At 61.8% G+C, this 16549-nt stretch carries 17 protein-coding genes; 4 read left to right on the top strand and 13 right to left on the bottom strand.

The annotated features are described in order from the left end of the window. Window positions 1–61: 61 nt before the first annotated feature. From ACY69P_RS01095 to ACY69P_RS01040, 12 genes are all read right to left on the bottom strand, one after another. On the bottom strand, window positions 62–883 hold the full coding sequence (locus tag ACY69P_RS01095; protein ID WP_462326281.1) for a PTS system mannose/fructose/sorbose family transporter subunit IID: 822 nt from the start codon (window positions 881–883) through the stop codon (window positions 62–64). Between the two features lie 9 nt (window positions 884–892). Next, the gene (gene rsmI, locus ACY69P_RS01090; protein ID WP_462326280.1) at window positions 893–1777 is read right to left on the bottom strand and encodes a 16S rRNA (cytidine(1402)-2'-O)-methyltransferase; all 885 of its coding nucleotides are present in this window, start codon (window positions 1775–1777) and stop codon (window positions 893–895) included. Between the two features lie 81 nt (window positions 1778–1858). Then, window positions 1859–2254: a YraN family protein gene (locus tag ACY69P_RS01085; RefSeq protein ID WP_462326279.1), complete on the bottom strand. Its 396-nt coding sequence runs from the start codon at window positions 2252–2254 to the stop codon at window positions 1859–1861. Further along, window positions 2236–2874 (bottom strand): ribonuclease HII, encoded by a 639-nt coding sequence (locus tag ACY69P_RS01080; protein WP_404843485.1) that lies wholly within the window; start codon window positions 2872–2874, stop codon window positions 2236–2238. Before ACY69P_RS01080 ends, ACY69P_RS01085 begins: the two co-directional genes overlap by 19 nt. 63 nt (window positions 2875–2937) lie before the next feature. After that, window positions 2938–3288: a 50S ribosomal protein L19 gene (gene rplS, locus ACY69P_RS01075; protein WP_404843486.1), complete on the bottom strand. Its 351-nt coding sequence runs from the start codon at window positions 3286–3288 to the stop codon at window positions 2938–2940. 42 nt (window positions 3289–3330) lie between these two features. Then, window positions 3331–4620, bottom strand: coding sequence for a tRNA (guanosine(37)-N1)-methyltransferase TrmD (gene trmD, locus ACY69P_RS01070; RefSeq protein WP_459900949.1), 1290 nt, complete (start codon window positions 4618–4620; stop codon window positions 3331–3333). Window positions 4621–4671: 51 nt separating this feature from the next. Further along, the gene (rimM, locus tag ACY69P_RS01065) at window positions 4672–5313 is read right to left on the bottom strand and encodes a ribosome maturation factor RimM (protein WP_462326278.1); all 642 of its coding nucleotides are present in this window, start codon (window positions 5311–5313) and stop codon (window positions 4672–4674) included. 90 nt (window positions 5314–5403) lie between these two features. Continuing rightward, window positions 5404–5637, bottom strand: coding sequence for a KH domain-containing protein (locus ACY69P_RS01060; RefSeq protein WP_404843489.1), 234 nt, complete (start codon window positions 5635–5637; stop codon window positions 5404–5406). 72 nt (window positions 5638–5709) lie between these two features. Continuing rightward, window positions 5710–5958: a 30S ribosomal protein S16 gene (gene rpsP, locus ACY69P_RS01055; RefSeq protein ID WP_404843490.1), complete on the bottom strand. Its 249-nt coding sequence runs from the start codon at window positions 5956–5958 to the stop codon at window positions 5710–5712. A 132-nt stretch (window positions 5959–6090) separates the two neighbouring features. Then, the gene (gene ffh, locus ACY69P_RS01050; protein ID WP_462326277.1) at window positions 6091–7614 is read right to left on the bottom strand and encodes a signal recognition particle protein; all 1524 of its coding nucleotides are present in this window, start codon (window positions 7612–7614) and stop codon (window positions 6091–6093) included. Between the two features lie 296 nt (window positions 7615–7910). After that, on the bottom strand, window positions 7911–10559 hold the full coding sequence (locus tag ACY69P_RS01045; protein ID WP_462326276.1) for a cytochrome ubiquinol oxidase subunit I: 2649 nt from the start codon (window positions 10557–10559) through the stop codon (window positions 7911–7913). A gap of 1 nt (window position 10560) precedes the next feature. Next, complete coding sequence (locus ACY69P_RS01040; protein WP_462326275.1) at window positions 10561–11628, bottom strand: hypothetical protein; 1068 nt, start codon at window positions 11626–11628, stop codon at window positions 10561–10563. A gap of 206 nt (window positions 11629–11834) precedes the next feature. Between ACY69P_RS01040 and ACY69P_RS01035 the strand changes: the two genes are divergently transcribed. From ACY69P_RS01035 to ACY69P_RS01020, 4 genes are all read left to right on the top strand, one after another. Next, complete coding sequence (locus ACY69P_RS01035; protein ID WP_462326274.1) at window positions 11835–12632, top strand: type III pantothenate kinase; 798 nt, start codon at window positions 11835–11837, stop codon at window positions 12630–12632. A 91-nt stretch (window positions 12633–12723) separates the two neighbouring features. Further along, window positions 12724–14016 carry a phosphopyruvate hydratase gene (gene eno, locus ACY69P_RS01030; RefSeq protein ID WP_462326273.1) on the top strand — a complete coding sequence of 431 codons (1293 nt, stop codon included), beginning with the start codon at window positions 12724–12726 and terminating at the stop codon, window positions 14014–14016. 104 nt (window positions 14017–14120) lie between these two features. Then, the gene (gene folD, locus ACY69P_RS01025) at window positions 14121–14981 is read left to right on the top strand and encodes a bifunctional methylenetetrahydrofolate dehydrogenase/methenyltetrahydrofolate cyclohydrolase FolD (protein WP_462326272.1); all 861 of its coding nucleotides are present in this window, start codon (window positions 14121–14123) and stop codon (window positions 14979–14981) included. 172 nt (window positions 14982–15153) lie between these two features. Beyond that, complete coding sequence (locus ACY69P_RS01020; protein WP_462326271.1) at window positions 15154–16131, top strand: mechanosensitive ion channel family protein; 978 nt, start codon at window positions 15154–15156, stop codon at window positions 16129–16131. 116 nt (window positions 16132–16247) lie between these two features. On the opposite strand, the gene ACY69P_RS01015 is transcribed toward ACY69P_RS01020, so the two are convergent. Further along, window positions 16248–16549: diguanylate cyclase domain-containing protein (locus ACY69P_RS01015; protein ID WP_462326270.1), on the bottom strand; the 302-nt coding region annotated here is incomplete at its 5' end.

The following is a 16549-nucleotide window of genomic DNA, read 5'->3' as shown; positions in this document are numbered from 1 at the left end:
TATCCTCCAATATATCATCACCCGTACGGGGGTGCTGTCGTCACAGGCATGTGCTGCGTATTCAGGTAAAGAGACCGGCGACCAAGCGCTCCAGCCAAGGATACCCAAGGTACCCAGCCACAAGAAGCGCAAGAATCACCTCGCGGGACAGTCCGGCGGTGAACACCACCCCGGCCAACCCGCCAAGGGCCAGCACTGCGGCCAGCCATTCGTACCAGAGGAACGGCTCCGGCCACGCAAGGCCCCACACCAGCACCACAAGTGCGGCGTTGCAGACCTTGACGCGCTGGCCCCAGTTGATGAGGTCCCACCGCTTGAGGGTGGGAACAAACTGGAGCCCCTGCCTGAACCCTTCAAGGAAGGTGTATGCCTTGAACGCCTGAAGCGCCGCAAAACACACCACCCCTACTATCACGGCCAGCCAGCCATATCCAGCGGCCCACAGTAAAAATGTCACCAGCGACCACAGCACCAGCACGCTGCCGCCAAAGAACGAATCCCCAATGGCGGACAGGGCATAAATGGTGGTGCCCCGCAGGCTGTCAAAGGCCTCCGGCGCAAGGAGACCGCGTGAAATCTTCACCTCCACCCCAAGGAACACGCCAACGAGCAGCGGCGTCCAAAACGGGTGGGTGTTGTAGTGCCCCACATAGCGGCGGCGGGCTTGGCGAAGCGGCTCTCCGCCGCCGTACAGCGCCCGCAGTCCGGGGTCCATGGCATTGGCGAGGCCGATGTTCTGCATGCCGCGCGTGTTGAACCCCGCGCCGACCAACAGCGTGCGCACAAAGCAGGCATGCAGGACCCGGGCCGAAGGAAACGTCTGCCGCTTCCCCGCACCGCGCTGCGCCTGTTTTCCGCACTGCTCCATCTGCCCCTCAGCCATTGCCTTCCCCTACGCTGTGGATTCGTCGCCCTGCGCCGCCGGCCCCTCACCGGTCATCAGCGCGTACACATCCTTGGTGGACCATCCCGCCATGCGCTCGGCCACGCGGCGCGCCACCTGACGGGGCTTGCCGCCTGCGCGGCGCTCCTCCTCAATGGCGGCGAGGACGGCCTCGCGGCCCGCTTCCGCCTCCTCGGCTGGCGGGCCAATCACAACGGTAAACTCGCCAAGAAGCGGCACATCCAGTGCCGTCAGGGCGTCCAGCCGTCCATGTATAAATTCCTCATGCGTCTTGGTCAATTCCCGCGCAACGCACACCTCGCGCGGACCAAGGGCGTCATGGGCGGCCTGAAGCGTCTCCATGAGGCGGTTTTTGCGCTCAAAGAAAATCAGCGTCGCCCCGGTCTGGGCATGGGCGGCAAAAAATTTGTGCCGGTCTCCGGCCTTGCGCGGCGGAAAGCCAAGAAATGTAAATGGCAGTGGCGGCAGGCCGCAGGCGCTCAGCGCCGTCAGCGGCGCGCTGGGTCCGGGCACGGGCACCACGGTGATGCCCCGCTCGCGGCAGGCGCGCACCAGCGTAAAGCCGGGGTCGGACAAAAGCGGCGTGCCGGCATCGGACACCATGGCCACGCTCTGCCCGGCCTCCAGGGCCTCAACCACGCGCGCGGTGCGCTTCTCCTCGTTATGCTCGTGAAAGCTCACAAAGCCGTGCGAGGGGATGCCGAGGCGCTGGAAGAGCTGCCCGGTGCGGCGGGTATCCTCGGCCAGCACCATATCCGCGGCGGCGAGAATGCGGTGCGCCCGCGGCGACAGGTCGTCGGCGTTGCCAAGAGGGGTCGCCACCACGTACAGCGCGGCGTCCAATTCAGTATTCTGTGCAGTTTCATCAGTCATGGCTATCAGATGGGCACGCAGCCGCGCCGGAGGTTTGCTCTTTCTCTACGCACTTTCGCCGCCGGGCACAACAGGGGGTGCTCACCACGGCTGCCATCCGCCACCGGCGGACAGCTCAAAGGCGTTTTCGTAATGGGTGATGCGCGGGGCCTCGCCCTCGGCGTCGCGGAGGATGGCCACCACATCAAAGCGGCACGGCACATCCCAGCAGCCCGTCCGGGTCAGGTACTCCGCCGCCGCGCGTGACAGGCGCTGACGCTTGCCCGCGGTAACGGCCCCGGCCGGGTCGGCTTGCGCGCTGCCGGTGCGGGTTTTCACTTCCACAAAGACGATGGTGCCCTTCCGGGAGCAAATGAGGTCCAGCTCACCGCCGCGGCAGCGCCAGTTGCGCTCCAGCACGCGGTAGCCGCGCTTTTGCAGATAGTCGGACGCAGCGCTTTCGCCGCGCCTGCCAAGGCTTAGATGCCAGGCAGACACAGGGATTCCTGCTTCGGCTTCTCGTCCGGGCGCACGCCCCTGAAGGTGAGACGGTGCATGCGGCACGGCCCAAGGCGGCGGATGGCCTCCAGATGAACCTTGGTGCCGTAGCCCTTGTGCTCGGCAAAGCCGTAGCCGGGATAGCGGCGGTCCAGCGAGGTCATGAGCCGGTCGCGGAAGGTTTTGGCAAGGATGGACGCGGCGGAGATGGCCGCGACCTTGCCGTCGCCCCCAACAACGGAGCTCTGGGGAATATCAAGAGGGACGGACTGGTTGCCGTCAATGGCGAGGTACACGGGCTGCACCTTCATGGCGGTCACGGCCCGGCACATGGACGTCAGGGTAGAGCGCAGGATGTTGATGCGGTCGATTTCCACCGGCCACCCAACACCAATACCCCACGCCACGGCTTGCGCCTTGACACGGGGTTCGAGCATGGACCGCTTCTTCTCGGTCAGCTTTTTCGAGTCCGTCAATCCGGGGAGGTCAAATTCCTCCGGCAGGATGACGGCGGCGGCGACAACGGGACCGGCGAGGCAGCCTCGGCCAGCTTCGTCTACACCAGCAAATGGCCGGGGATAGGAATCCCCGGCCATTGTCTCACATGCAAGCAACGGCATGGACAACGTCTCCTGCCGTCTGCGTCGCCCCCGGCCGGGACGGCCGGACGGCTCTGCGCGGGATTAATCCCACTGGTTCTTGGTCTTGATGCGAGCGGCCTTGCCCTTGCGCTGGCGCAGGTAGTACATGCGGCTGCGGCGGACTTTGCCTTCGCTCAGCACTTCAACGCGCTCGATGAACGGGCTGTTCAGCGGGTAGATGCGCTCGACACCAATGCCGTCGGAAACCTTGCGCACGGTGAAGGTGCTGTTGGTGGCACCACGGTTCACGCGGAGCACAACACCCTGGAAAACCTGGATGCGCTCTTTTTCGCCCTCAATGATGCGCTGGTGAACCTTGACGGTGTCACCGCCCTTGAACTTCGGGAGGTCAAGGCGCAGGTGTTCACTTTCGATTTTACGGATAGCGTCCATATCAAAACTCCTTCGCGGGATATATTTCGTCGCCGAAACTTTTTAATACGCGTCGCCCAAGACGCGGTCAACGATAATGGCTGTGGCGGAACGGACGGAGAGATGGTTGTAGGCACCAAGACTCCGCACAGGGCGAAGCACTGCATCCGCATCCTCCAGCACCTCCGGCGCCAAGCCGGAAGCCGTTCCCATAACCAGAAGCACCGGGCTCTCCTGCAGCATATTCTGCACAGCAGGAACAGTAGCGCTCCCTGCGCCGCGCGCCGAAGTGGCGACGACTGTCGGGCGCTGCCCCGTCTTGCGCTCCACGTCGGCGATGATCTCTTGCAGATCGTGCGCCGTGGTGATGGAGCCAAAGGCGTCGGTGCGGTCGCGGTTGGCCTTTCGGCCCGGACCTTCGAGCCAATGCCCGACCAGCCTTTCGAGCAGACTCCGCTGGTCGGCGAGGGGGGTTGCTATGTAGTACCCTCCAAGACCGTAGGTGCGCGAAACGCGGGCTATATCGTGAACGTCGAGATTTGTCAAAGACACAGCGACGGTTTGCCCAAATTTATTGAGCACCGGCGCATGCAGTAACGCCACGTATAAATTGCGCCCAAGCGTTCCAACTCCGCCAGCAGCCCGAATTTCGCGCATGGTGCGGATATCGTCCTCGGTCAATGCTGCATCAGCCAGAATGTCCGGACGGTGCGCAAGCGTCACTTCCAGTGCCTTGCGTCGCCGCCATTCGGCAATACGGCCATGGTCGCCGCAGGTCAGAATATCCGGCACCTTGCGTCCGCGAAATTCCGCAGGACGCGTGTAGTGTGGATACTCCAAAAGCCCATGGGAGAAGCTCTCCTCGTCTCCGGAGTCCTCATGTCCCATAAACTCCGGCACCAGCCGGGACACAGCCTCTACGACGCACAGCGCGCCTGCCTCGCCCCCATTCAGGACGAAGTCGCCCACCGAGACGCCCTCGATGGGATATTCCTCGAACACGCGCTCGTCTATGCCCTCGTAGCGGCCACAGATAAGCGTAATGTTCTCCTCCTGGGCAAGCTCACGCGCGAAAGCCTGATCCATAGGACGGCCGCGCGGCGTCAGCGCCAGCATGCGCCCGGGGGTTTCAATGCTGTCCAGCGCCTTTGTCAGCGGGTCGCACATCATCACCATACCGGGACCGCCCCCGTAGGGTCTGTCGTCCACGGTGCGGTGCCGGTCTTCCGTAAAGTCCCGGGGATTGATGCGGGTAAAGCCCACCAGCCCTTCCTCCACGCCTTTGCCCAGCATGGCGCTGGACAGCGGGGAATCGAAGAACTCGGGGAAGAGAGAGACAAGATGGAACTGCACGTAGGATGATCCTTTCCGGTCAGGACGACGCGCGCCGCGAGACGGCGGGCGCTAGTCGTCCCCAAGATACAGGTCGAGCAAACCGGGCGGCGGCGCAATGACCACGACGCGGGCGTCAAGGTCCACATCGCGCACGAATTCCTCGGCAACGGGGAAGAGCACTTCCCTGCCGTCCGGGGTATCAATGGCCCAGAGCTCCTGACCAGCGGGCATCTGCACTTCACGCACGGTGCCGAGCGCTTCGCCGCCTTCCAGAACCACACTCAGGCCCTCTATCTGATAGAGATACAGTTCCTCGTCGGTGAGTTCCGGCAGGTCGGCCTCGCGCACGAGCATTTCGTACCCGCGCAGGGCCTCCGCCGCTGTTCTGTCCGCCACGCCCTCAAAGGTGACAAGCACCGCGCCCTTGTGCGAGCGCCACGATACAACGCTGTAGCGGCGCAGACGGGGCTTTCGCGGACGCATGGGGCGTCTGCCGCGCCCCTTGCGGGGTGGCGGCGTCGGTTCTTCGGCCTCTTCGGCCTGGGGACCGGGGCGGAGGTACACAGCGGAGAGCTGGTCAAAAAGAGAAGGGGAGTCCGCATACGAGCGTATGCAGACTTCCCCTCTGAGTCCGTGTGGCTTCGTCACCTCGCCGATGACGACGAGGTCTTTGCTGCCAACCGGCATGCCTTGCGATTTCGCGCTGCTCATAAGCATTCACACGATGAACCGCGTACAGCACGTCGCCGCGCAGCACGGCGCGTAGCGCAGGGCGAGGGAGCCGGGAGAAAGGCCCCAGCCCTACTCGATGATTTCCAGCACAGCCCGTTTCTGGGCCTTGGTGGAAGCCGCGCCTATGATGGTTCGCATAGCCCGGGCGGTGCGCCCCTGCTTGCCGATAACCTTTCCGAGGTCTTCCTTGGCGACCTTAAGCTCGATCACCGAAGTCTGTTCTCCCTCAATTTCCGAAACCTCGACCGCATCAGGATTATCGACCAAGGATTTCGCAATGTAGGAAATCAGATCCTTCAACATGATGACCTCCGGCTGGGAAATCAGATTTACTGCAGAACACATCGCCGCGTGTGACGTCCGTACGAACGGATACTACTCGCTGGCAGACTCGGCCTTTTTCAGCAGGGAACGAACGGTATCGGAGGGCGTAGCGCCACGCTCCACCCATTTCTGCACCTTCTCGGTGTCGATCTTGATTTCCACGGGCGTGACCATGGGATTGTAGTGGCCCAGGAATTCCAGCGGCCGACCGTCACGACGGGTGGCGCTGTCGATAGCGACAAGCCTGTAGAAGGGACGCTTTTTGGAGCCCATACGGGTGAGTCTCAGTTTAAGAGCCATGTGGTTTCCCCCATTCTGATAGATAGTATTACAATTGAAAGAAAATGCAAGCAGTCTGCGCAAAACCCGCACCTGCCTGACCGCGATCCGAGCCGGATTCGGGCCCACACCGCGGCCCGGTCTACTCCGGTATTACTTCTTTTTCCGCTTTTTATTCTTGCCGGCGGTTTTTTTACGCTTTTTGCGCTGGGTTTTGGGCTTGGATGAGCCGCCACCGGGGGCGCCCATGCCTTCCAAACCGTCCATCCCTTCCATGCCGGGCATACCGGGCATACCACCAGGCATCCCGCCGGGTGCACCGGGCAAGCCGGGCATCCCCTTGGGCATGCGGGGCATACGGGGCTTTTTGCCCTTGCTGCCACCGCCCATCATCTTCTTCATCATCTTGCGCATCTGCTCGAAGTTCTTCACCAGTTGGTTCACGTCGTTCACAGTGACGCCGGAACCGCGGGCGATGCGCTCCTTGCGGCTGACATTGATGACGGAGGGATTGCGGCGTTCCTCCATCGTCATGGAGTTGATGATGGCTTCTACGCGGGCCATTTCCTTATCAGGCATGGACATCTCGCCGAGCTTGTCCTTCAGCCCGCGCATGCCGGGAATGAGCTTCAGCATCCCCTCAAGGGATCCCAGCTTCTTCAGCCGGCGCATCTGCGTGCGGAAGTCTTCGAAGTCGAATTCCGCGCGCTGAAATTTTTTGCCGATGGCTTCGGCTTCTTCCGTGTCCATCGTGGTCTGGGCTTTTTCGATAAGGGTGAGCATGTCACCCATACCCAGAATACGCGAAGCGGCGCGGTCCGGATGGAACACCTCCAGATCGCTCACCTTTTCGCCAACACCCACGAACTTCACCGACTTGCCGGTGACGGACTTGATGGACAGGGCCGCACCACCGCGGGCGTCGCCATCCATCTTGGTCAGCACAACGCCGGAAATGTCAAGCCTCTCGTTAAAGGACTCGGCAACATTGACGGCTTCCTGACCAATCATGGCGTCGGCCACGAACAGGATTTCGCCGGGCGTGCAAGCCGTCTTGATGTTGGCCAGCTCCTGCATCAACTCTTCGTCGATGTGCAGGCGGCCTGCGGTATCCAGCAGGACAACGTCGCATCCTGCTTCCTGCGCGGCCTTGATGCCCTCGCGGCAGATGTCCACAGGATTCATATCCGGAGTGGACGGATAGACCGGCACCTCAAGCTGCTTGCCAAGGGTCTGGAGCTGGTCGATAGCTGCGGGGCGGTAAACGTCGGCGGGGACGAGATACGGCTTCAGCTTCCGCTCGCGGCGAAAATGCAGCGCCAGCTTGGCGGCCGAGGTGGTTTTACCCGAACCCTGCAGGCCCACCATCATAAGGACAGCGGGGGTGCCGCGCAGGTCAACGTCCTGCGTTTCGCCGCCCAGCAGTTCCACCATTTCGTCGTTGACGATTTTGATGACCTGCTGGCCGGGGGTCAGGCTGCCGAGCACCTCCTGCCCGAGGCAGCGCTCGCGGATGCGGTCCGTAAACTGCTTGACGACCTTAAAGTTGACGTCGGCCTCAAGCAGCGCAAGACGCACCTCGCGCAGGCCCTGCTGGATGTTTGATTCGTCAAGGCGCCCCTGGCCCTTGAACTTCTTAAAGACTGAATCTAGGCGGTCTGAAAGGCTGTCGAACATAATATACGTTTCCCGTCCCAAAAAAATAAAAGAGGTTCTTGTTAAAGAACCTCTCCCATTTAGTCAAGCTTGACTGGCGCGGGATGTTTACCCGACGCACATGCAAAGGTCAAGAGGCTCAGCACAAGGAGACACTTTGTCCATCATTTGGCACTGCTATGCACGGTGCATGCAGTGCGTGCCGAGGGATATAACGCCACAGGCCGAGGTGCCCCGTGGGCAACAGACACCCCGGCCACGCCATAGGCATGGCCGGGGTGCGCTTTATGATTGTATCGGCTCTGGGCCCGCCAATGCTAGCGGAAGCCCATGGGATGATGCGCGGAATCCTCCGGCGTCATCTCGGTTCCCACGTGGCACAGCGCGCAATTCCCGCGCGACCCTATGGGCCCGGCGTGTCCCATATACTGCAATGGGGCGATATTGTCACGGTCCTTACCGTAGCCGTTTTCCTGTACCGCCGGATACTCCGCATGCGGACTGCCATGACAGGTGCCACACATCAGCGCGCCCATGTAGCCCTTGCGCATGCGGAACAGGCCATCAGCCCCTTCCGTCCACGTATTAAAGGCGTCCATGGTCTCAGGCGGCTGGAAACCAGCGTGGCAGTTGAGACAATCAGGCTGATTCACCCACGGTACACGCGGGTTGATGTCGGCCTTGCTCTCCACAGCGCGCGGACGCAGGTGCTGCATCAGGCGCTTTGCCCCGGGCTTGCCCGCTGCATCCTCATGCTTCAGCAGCGACAGGGCGTGGTCCTCCAGCGTGCCGTGGCAACTGGTGCAATCCAGCCCCACTTCGGCGTGGATACCGCGCAGGCACTTGGTTGGGCCCTCGGGATTATTGGGGTGGCAGTAGGCGCAGGCCTCCGCACCACGGTTCGTCAGGTAGTTGGCGTGCCAGCCATGGATGGCGGCGGGCAGGTTCAACAGTTCCGGCTTGCCCTCGGCGGCCAGCACCGGGTCCGGGTGGCAACTCTGGCACAGGCGCGGCTCGCCCTTCTCGGCCATCTCAAGGAGTTTGGTCTTGGTGTTGCGGTCATGCACGGCCAGCACGTCGGCCGACGTTTCATCCGAGAAGCCCGCCACTCCGGCCACGCGCCACTCACCGCCGTGGCAGTTCTTGCAGCCCATCTCCGTGGAGGTAGGGGCGACGGTCTTGGTCGTTGCCAGCACTTCACCGGTGGCCTCGTCCCGCGCGGTGATGGTGAACACGGGGTACGGGTGATAGCCGCCGGAATCCGGATACGGCACCACGGGGATCAGTCCGGCTTCAAATGCGCCAAGGGATTCGCTGTAGTGCATTTCCCCGGTCAGTCCGTTGCCGGAAACGCCCACATTCTCGGGCAGCTTTTTGCCAAAGAGCTGTTCGGCGAATTCCCAGAAGCGCACATGCTGCGCGGGGTTCTCAAAGCCCTCTTCCACCTCGTAGGTGATGGTCACGCCATCGCTGACCACTTCGGGCATTTCGCCGCGGCGCACAAGCTGGCAGTACAGGTCATTGGCCGGCGGCAGCAGAATCCAGTACGGGTCGGAGTCCGAAATGCAGTGCATGCCGAGGTTGTTCCACGACAGCAGCACATATTCATCATTCTCCGCGTCAAAGGGCGGCATCTCAGGCGTGGTGGCCTCCACCAGTTCCGTCTCCGGCTCGGTTTCGGTTTTGCCGTGCAGGCCCTCGACAATATAGGACGCCAAGGCCCAGCGCTCGCGCTCCGTGCCGAAGAATGGCGGCATGTAGTTGTTGATTTTGCCCTGCCCGTCCAACTGGGAATCCATGCCCAGCACGGAGAATTTTTTGGTCAGGGGCAGAATGTCGTTGGAGGGGCCATCAATGCTGTGACAGCTAAGGCACTGCTTCATGAACATATCGCGCCCGGCCTCAAGGCGGTTCTCCGGCGTGACGTCGGTGTGGCGCACCCATTTGGCCGTCTTGAGGAAGCCGTTCTCGTTGGCCTCGGCAGCGTCCGCCAGCGTCACACCAGAGGAGAACATATAATTATAGATAATGTACGGGCGGCGCGCGGCCTCGCGAATCCACTCAAAGGAGCCAATCTGCACAAACCCCGCAACCAGCAGCAGCGAGGCAAACAGCGTCTTGAGCTCGCGCGGCATGCGCAGGGTCAGGAACATGCTCAGCACTACGATGATGGGCGCCACGGTGATAAATGCCTGCAGGAAGGGCATAATTTCATTGTTGCGCCCGGTGATCATGGCCTGCGGCACGTCAGGCAGTGCCTGAAAATACCACCACGACACCGGCACCATCAGCAGCACCGGCACAGCCGCCCAAATGGCGGAGAAGCGCATCAGATTGAGGCGCACTGGCTCGTCCTTCACGCGGGAGGCCGTCAGGAAGGCGAACAACCCGGCGATGGTAAAGGCCAACAGCGAACGGAACACAAGGGCGGGCCAGAAGGAGGGATTGAAGAATCCGTCCCAGAAGTTGCCCGTCTCCACCCACTGGCCGGGGGTCAGCATATACCCAATAATGCCATTAATCATAAACAGCGACAGCCAGCCAAAGGCGAAGTACAGCCAGCCCACGGTCAGGTGTTTGCGCCGCTCCATGCGCCCAAAGGTGTAGTAGTACACCAGCAGGGTCACAATCTCGCCCACAAAGAACACCCACTCCGTCGCCCACCCAAAGGTGAAGGTCCGGATAAGGGTCAGGGTTGCCGCCGGATTGGTGAGGGCAATGATAAACCAGATGCCCACACCCGTCAGACTGCCAAAGACCATGGTCAAAAGCAGGAAAAACTTGGTGTGCCGCCGCACATACTCAAGGATGGCAGGGTTGTTTTCGCGGTGGCCTTTCATTTCCGTCAGCACAAGGAACAGGCCCCCGCCCACCGCAAAGTGGGCCACAAACACATGCACCACGGCGATGATGGCCACAAGCAGCCCGCCGCCAAAGAATGGAATCTGCCAGACTGGATAGTCCATGCTACGCTTCCTCCTTCCGGACTTCCGATGCAAGCCTGAGCACATAGGCGATGACGCCAAGCCCCACACACAATGACACGATAAACATGACAAGCGGCGAATGCTGGCCCGACGAGGGCAGCTCCGCCACCTTGTAGAAGGGTTCAAGGTACGCCACGCGCGCCAGTTCGCGCAGGCCCACCATGGTCACCACGGTCAGGACAAGGGCAACCGCCGCAGGAACCACACGCCCACGGAAGCCGAAGATGAGACAGCAGGCCACAAGGGCCAGCGCTATGAGGAAGACGGCGGTGTTAAAGGGACGCCCGCCCATGAAGACGAGCATCACGTCGCGGGGCATGCTCACCAGCCACCATGAGCCAACAGCAATCTGCACGGCCGTGGCGTAGGCAAACACATTCATACCGCGCGCGGCAATGGCCTGCGCACCGGGCAGACTGCGCCGCCGCTTGCGCGACCAGTAGATTCCCTGTACCAGCCCACCAACAGCGATGGACGCCACCACAAAATGCAGATATCTCGGCACAAGGGTTGGCTCGCCAAAGTTCAGGAACGTGCCGCCCGGTGCCTCAAAGTACTGCGTCCAGCGCGCCGGCGTCAGCATCATGGACACGTTGTTGGTGAACAGGAAGGCCACGCCAAGCAGCAAGACGATAACCGCCCCCAATATCACCTGACGCATGCCCCCAAGGCTGTCGAAGCGAAAGTCCCAGATATAGGCCCCGTAATAGGCAAGAATGACCAGCCCAACAACAGCCAGCCAGTACGGGCCCATAAGAATGTCGGAAACATAGAAGAACTGCCCATACAGCACCTGCATAAACAGCAGCGGCGCAACGCCGAAGTTGACCGTCAGGGCAACAGTGGTGGGCAGCTTCCGCGAGACGTGGCGGCCAACCGGGGTGCTGCTGCCCTCCCGCATGCCCTCGGCAAAGGCCATGATGGCACTGCCAAGCAGAGTGTTCATGAAGAGCAGGTGACCGATGAATGTAAGCAGCTGGAAAAATTGAAACCAGCCCCACTCCACCATCAATCCCCCCGGACGCGGCACAAGTACAGACGGATCCATGCGAGCCTCCAGATATTCGGGTTCTATGCTCTGAAAATCTTGATATTCTCAACCGTAATACTTATACGCCGATGCACCAAAGGACAAGGCGGTCCCACGACTTTACGTAAAATAACCGCTTGAAATTCCGTCTCAAACCTTTACAGTCGCTGACGAGTGACAGGACATGGAAACGCCACCCGTTCGTTTCAATGGATGAAACACCCATGCATGCATCCCACGTCATCTTTATAGATATAGGCAATACTAACACGAAGGTCGCGCTTTGGTCACCAGAAGCCGGCCCTTTTCCTGTTGCAACGCTTGCGCTGCCCACCGTTGCGGATTCGCCTGATGCGTGGGCGCAGCGCCTGCTGCACGCGGCGCGGGTGTGGGACGTTGATACGCGGCGTATTTCCGGCGTTGCCGGGTGTTCCGTAGTGCCTGCCGTTGTTCCGCACATCTGCGAGGCCGCAGACCGCGCCTTTGGCGTCAGCGCCCGCTTTGCCCCGGACAACCTGCCTCTGCCCTTCGACAACATTGCCGACGTGCCAGGCAACGTAGGCCCGGACCGCCTTGTGGCCGCCTACGGCGCGCGCCGTATGGTGGACTCGCGCAACCTTGTCGTTGTGGACTTCGGCACCGCCACCACTGTGGACTGCGTGCAGGGCAACACCTTTCTGGGCGGCGTTATCTGCCCGGGTATGGAGAGCGCGGCAAAGGCCCTCTCCTGCGGCACCGCCCGCCTGCCCGAACTCACCCTCGACCTGCCGGGCGAGGAGTTCTCCTTTAGCTTCGACACCATGCACAGCCTCAATCAGGGCTTTATCTTCGGCTTTGCCGCCATGATTGAGGGCCTCATCACCCGCATGACCGGAGCCCTCGGCGGCGGCGGAACCGTGCTCGCCACTGGCGGGCTGGCCCAAAGCGTGGCCCGTGTCTGCCCCTCGCTGGACATTGTGCGCCCGGACCTGCTCTTTTGCGGTCTGGCGTACGCCTGTATGGATGAATCCCCGCGCTTCTGATAGTATTTTGACGTTTGCGGGCATGCCCCGTTGTGGCGCAGGCCCGACTCTTCCGCCATGAACAACCATTTCGTATAAAAAGGAGCGAGCCATGAGCACCATCGTTAACGTATGGGCCCGTGAAATTCTTGATTCCCGCGGCAATCCCACCATCGAGGTGGAGGTCACCACCGAATCCGGCGCGACTGGCGTCGCCGCTGTGCCCTCCGGCGCATCCACCGGCACCCGCGAAGCCCTTGAACTGCGCGACGGCGACACCGCCCGCTACATGGGCAAAGGCGTGACCAAGGCCGTGGAAAACGTCAACGGCCCGCTGGCCGAAGGCGTTGTCGGCATGGACGTCACCCGCCAGACCTCCATCGACAACACCATGCTGGACATTGACGGCACCGACAACAAATCCAGCATGGGCGCCAACGCCATGCTTGGCGTGTCCCTCGCTGTGGCGCGCGCTGCGGCCAATCACCTTGGCCTGCCGCTGTACCAGTACCTTGGCGGCGTCAACGGCAAAGTGCTGCCCGCTCCCATGATGAACATCATCAACGGCGGCGAGCATGCCCCGAACAACCTGGACATCCAGGAGTTCATGATCATGCCGCTGTCCGCTGGCTCCTTTGCCGAAGCCCTGCGCATGGGCGCGGAGACCTTCCATAACCTCAAGAAGATCCTCGCCAAGGACGGCCACGTCACCTCCGTGGGCGACGAGGGCGGCTTTGCCCCCAACCTCAAGAGCCACCGCGAGGCCTTTGAGTACATCATCCGCGCCATCGAGGCCGCAGGCTACACGCCGGGCCGCGACATCGCCCTTGGCATCGACGCCGCCGCCAGCGAGTTCCACAAAGACGGCACCTACACCTTCGCGGGCGAGGGCAAGTCCTTCAACGCCAAGGAACTGGTGGACTACTACGCCGAACTCACCCGCGACTTCCCCCTCATCTCCATTGAGGACGGCCTGGCCGAAGGCGACTGGGAAGGCTGGAAGCTGCTGACCAACGAACTGGGCGACAAAATCCAGCTGGTGGGCGACGACATCTTCGTCACCAACCCCGAGATTCTGTCCCGCGGCATTGAAGAGGGTGCGGCCAACTCCATCCTCATCAAGCTGAACCAGATTGGTACCGTCACCGAAACGCTGGACACCATCGAGATGGCCAAGCAGGCGGCGTACACCACCGTCATCTCCCACCGCTCCGGCGAAACCGCGGACCACTTCATCGCGGACCTCGCCGTTGGCGTCAACGCCGGCCAGATCAAGACCGGCTCCCTGTGCCGCTCCGACAGGATTGCGAAGTACAACCAGCTGCTGCGCATTGAGGAAGACCTGGAAGACGAAGCCATCTACTTTGGCCCCATCATGGCCGAACAGTGGTTTGACATGGACTAGATACGGTTGTAACGACTGCTGCACAACATTCGTCACAGGGGCGCGGGAACACGGTTTCCGCGCCCTATCCAGTTCATCCGACTCTTTTCAAGGGGGAACCGAGCATGATTCTGCTGGACGGCAAGAAGACCGCCGCCGCAATTCGCAGCGAACTGAGCGAGCAGGTGGCTGAACTTGCGACAACCCACGGCAGGGCCCCCGGCCTCGCCGTTATCCTTGTTGGCGACGACCCGGCCTCGCAGGTCTACGTGCGCAACAAGGAAAAGGCCTGCGAAAACGCGGGCATTACCTCGCTGGCCTTCCGCAAGCCTGCGGATGTGACCCAGCAGGAGCTGGAAGACCTCATCCGCGACCTCAACACCCGCGAGGACGTGGACGGCATTCTGCTGCAACTCCCCCTGCCCAAGGGGCTGGACAGCCAAGCCTGTCTGGACCTCATCGACCCGGCCAAAGACGTGGACGGCTTCCATCCCGTCAGCATGGGCCGCCTTGCCCTTGGCCTGCCCGGATTCGCCCCCTGCACGCCCGCCGGCGTTATAGAACTGCTGAAGCGCCACAACGTCACCACCGCAGGTAAGCGCGCCGTGATCATTGGCCGCTCCAACATCGTGGGCAAGCCCATGGCGATGATGCTGTGGGGCTATGGCGACTGTGCCAACGCCACCGTCACCGTGGCGCACTCCCGCACACCCGGCCTGAAGGAGCTGTGCGCCGAGGCCGACATCATCGTTGCCGCCATCGGCCGCCCGCACTTCGTCACCGGCGACATGGTCAAGGACGGCGCCATCGTCATTGACGTAGGCATCAACCGCACGGACAACGGCCTTGTCGGCGACTGCGACTTTGACGCCATCAAAGACCGCGTCAGCGCCATCACTCCCGTTCCGGGCGGCGTTGGTCCCATGACCATCGCCATGCTCCTGAAGAACACGGTGCAGTCTTACAAAGGCCGCGTCGGCGCCTAGGCTCTTTTCTTTCCGCAAAGACAAAGCGCCCCGGTGGCAACACCGGGGCGCTCTTGCGTCCCGCGCTTCGCTGGCAGAGCGGCAACTGCGCTCTTGACGCCGCGCCCGCTTCAGCGAAAACTTACAACTGGGCAGCCCTGCGAAACCACACAAGCACCGGAGCCGTTACGGCATGGAATTTCTCGCGCTCATCAAGGACAACATCCCGCTTCTGTATCTGGGAATTGTCGCCATTATCGCCATCCTCATCCTGTGGCGCGCCCAGCGGCATGTCACATCGGTCAAGGAGCGCAAACTAGAACGTCTGGACAAAATCAAACGTCTGGACCCCCTGCCCAACGACGCGCTGACCCGCCGCTCCAAAATCAAGCGCAAGCGCAAAATGACGGAACAGGTGGACCGCCGCTTCTCCGTCATCCAAAAATTTCTCTTTGGCGGCGTGCTCACCTTTGCCGTCATCGCCGGGGCGCTGCCGTTTATCGGCAACATCCCGTCCACCATGCTCTCCCTGTTCATCACGGCGTTTACCGTCATCCTCGGTATTGCCGCGCGCCCGTATGTGGAGAATATGATTTCCGGCGTTGTCATCTCGCTGTCCAACCAAATCCGCGTTGGCGACGTGGTCATCATCGACGACCACTACGGCACCGTGGAAGACATCTCGCCCACGCATACAAAAATCAAAATCTGGGACTGGCGGCGCTACGTCATCCCCAATAGCCGGATGATGACCAAGGAATTCCTGAACCTGACCATCACTGAGCGCATCATCTGGGCGTATATTGAGTTCAAGGTCGCCTACGATGTGGATCTTGAATACGTGGAGCGCAACGCCAAAAAAATCGCCACCCAGAGCGACAGCTTCTCCGACCGCGACGACCCGCAATTCTGGGTGATGCGCCTTGAGCCGGACGGCGTGGTGTGCTGGATTGCCGCATGGGCCGAAAATCCATCCTCCGCGTGGAGCCTCAAGAGCGACATGACGCGCGGGCTGGCGACCCTTTTCCGCGAGGAAGGCATCGCCACGCAGTACACGCGCCACGGCATCACGCACGAACCGCCCCACCCAGAAGACGCCCCGCCCGCCCCCGGAGGCGAACACACCGTGCAGACCGAGACGGCAGCGGCGCCCAAACGCCCCCGCTTCTAATCACGCAAAAACACAAAGCGCCCCACACGGGGCGCTTTTTTTCAGAGGCCGTCTCAACTTGGCGGCGGTGTTGTCAGGGCTTTGGGGCGCAGGGCGCTCCGCCGCGAGGGCAGAGCTCAGTCCGCAGTGTCCACGGCGTCGGCGAGGGTGAAGCCGTTCTTGCCCTGCCGCTTGGTCACGTACAGAGCGCGGTCCGCCCAGCGCACCAGCTGTTCCGGGTCCTCACCATGCATGGGGCACAGGCTGCCGCCAATGCTCGCGCCCACCTGACACGACTCCCCGCCACAGACGCACGGCTCGGACAGGGCCGCCAGCAAGTCCTCGGCGTAGCGCCTCAGGGCGTCCGCATCCTCCACATTCCACAGCAGGATGCCCAATTCATCCCCGCCAAGCCGCGCGGCCACGTCGGTCTTGCGCA

It is taken from the genome of Desulfobaculum sp. (assembly GCF_054921475.1).
The sequence above is the reverse complement of the archived record's forward strand: the minus strand, read 5'-3'. Positions and strand labels throughout refer to the sequence as shown.

Coding starts and splice junctions, on each gene's coding strand:
- ACY69P_RS01045 (WP_462326276.1), bottom strand. CDS start 10,559: ATGGACTATCCAGTCTGGCAGATTCCATTCTTTGGCGGCGGGCTGCTT.
- ACY69P_RS01095 (WP_462326281.1), bottom strand. CDS start 883: ATGGCTGAGGGGCAGATGGAGCAGTGCGGAAAACAGGCGCAGCGCGGT.
- ACY69P_RS01060 (WP_404843489.1), bottom strand. CDS start 5,637: ATGTTGAAGGATCTGATTTCCTACATTGCGAAATCCTTGGTCGATAAT.
- rsmI (WP_462326280.1), bottom strand. CDS start 1,777: ATGACTGATGAAACTGCACAGAATACTGAATTGGACGCCGCGCTGTAC.
- ACY69P_RS01080 (WP_404843485.1), bottom strand. CDS start 2,874: ATGCCGTTGCTTGCATGTGAGACAATGGCCGGGGATTCCTATCCCCGG.
- folD (WP_462326272.1), top strand. CDS start 14,121: ATGATTCTGCTGGACGGCAAGAAGACCGCCGCCGCAATTCGCAGCGAA.
- ffh (WP_462326277.1), bottom strand. CDS start 7,614: ATGTTCGACAGCCTTTCAGACCGCCTAGATTCAGTCTTTAAGAAGTTC.
- ACY69P_RS01020 (WP_462326271.1), top strand. CDS start 15,154: ATGGAATTTCTCGCGCTCATCAAGGACAACATCCCGCTTCTGTATCTG.
- ACY69P_RS01035 (WP_462326274.1), top strand. CDS start 11,835: ATGCATGCATCCCACGTCATCTTTATAGATATAGGCAATACTAACACG.
- eno (WP_462326273.1), top strand. CDS start 12,724: ATGAGCACCATCGTTAACGTATGGGCCCGTGAAATTCTTGATTCCCGC.
- ACY69P_RS01040 (WP_462326275.1), bottom strand. CDS start 11,628: ATGGATCCGTCTGTACTTGTGCCGCGTCCGGGGGGATTGATGGTGGAG.
- rpsP (WP_404843490.1), bottom strand. CDS start 5,958: ATGGCTCTTAAACTGAGACTCACCCGTATGGGCTCCAAAAAGCGTCCC.
- rimM (WP_462326278.1), bottom strand. CDS start 5,313: ATGAGCAGCGCGAAATCGCAAGGCATGCCGGTTGGCAGCAAAGACCTC.
- rplS (WP_404843486.1), bottom strand. CDS start 3,288: ATGGACGCTATCCGTAAAATCGAAAGTGAACACCTGCGCCTTGACCTC.